A 1035-nucleotide genomic window follows, 5' to 3' on the forward strand; every position below is an offset into this window, starting at 1 on the left:
TCCATCTGCTCGGCGATCTTCAGGGCTTCCTCGATGAGCGTCTCGACGATCTTCGACTCGGGCACCGTCTTGATGACCTCGCCCTTCACGAAGATCTGCCCCTTGCCGTTGCCGGACGCGACACCCAGGTCCGCCTCACGGGCCTCGCCCGGACCGTTGACGACACAGCCCATCACGGCCACCCGCAACGGCACCTCCATGCCCTCCAGACCGGCACTGACCTGGTCCGCGAGCTTGTACACATCCACCTGCGCCCGGCCGCACGACGGACACGACACGATCTCCAGCCGACGCTGCCGCAGATTCAACGACTCCAGGATCTGGATACCGACCTTGACCTCCTCGGCCGGCGGCGCCGACAACGACACCCGGATCGTGTCCCCGATCCCCTCCGACAACAGCGCACCGAACGCCACCGCCGACTTGATCGTCCCCTGGAACGCCGGACCCGCCTCCGTCACACCCAGATGCAGCGGATAGTCACAACGAGCCGCCAGCTGACGGTACGCATTGACCATCACCACCGGATCGTTGTGCTTCACCGAGATCTTGATGTCACGGAAACCGTGCTCCTCGAAGAGCGACGCCTCCCACAACGCCGACTCCACCAACGCCTCCGGCGTCGCCTTCCCGTACTTCGCCAGCAGCCGCGCGTCCAGCGAACCCGCGTTCACACCGATCCGGATCGGCGTACCCGCCTCCCCCGCCGCCCGCGCGATCTCCTTCACCTTGTCGTCGAACTGCTTGATGTTCCCCGGATTCACCCGCACCGCCGCACACCCCGCGTCGATCGCCGCGAACACGTACTTCGGCTGGAAATGAATATCCGCGATCACCGGGATCTGCGACTTCCTCGCGATCGTCGCCAGCGCGTCCGCGTCGTCCTGCGTCGGACACGCCACCCGCACGATCTGACAGCCCGACGCCGTCAGCTCCGCGATCTGCTGCAACGTCGCACCGATGTCCGACGTACGCGTCGTCGTCATCGACTGCACCGACACCGGCGCATCCCCGCCCACCGCAACCGACCCGACC

1 protein-coding gene is annotated in these 1035 nt (G+C 66.2%); it reads right to left on the reverse strand.

The genetic code is table 11. The annotated features are described in order from the left end of the window. Positions 1–1035, reverse strand: a 1035-nt coding sequence (ispG, locus tag ACIRJP_RS42755; RefSeq protein ID WP_404186673.1) for a flavodoxin-dependent (E)-4-hydroxy-3-methylbut-2-enyl-diphosphate synthase, incomplete at both ends; no start/stop codon positions are given.

It is taken from the genome of Streptomyces sp. NPDC102437 (assembly GCF_044765565.1).
Taxonomy (GTDB): domain Bacteria; phylum Actinomycetota; class Actinomycetes; order Streptomycetales; family Streptomycetaceae; genus Streptomyces.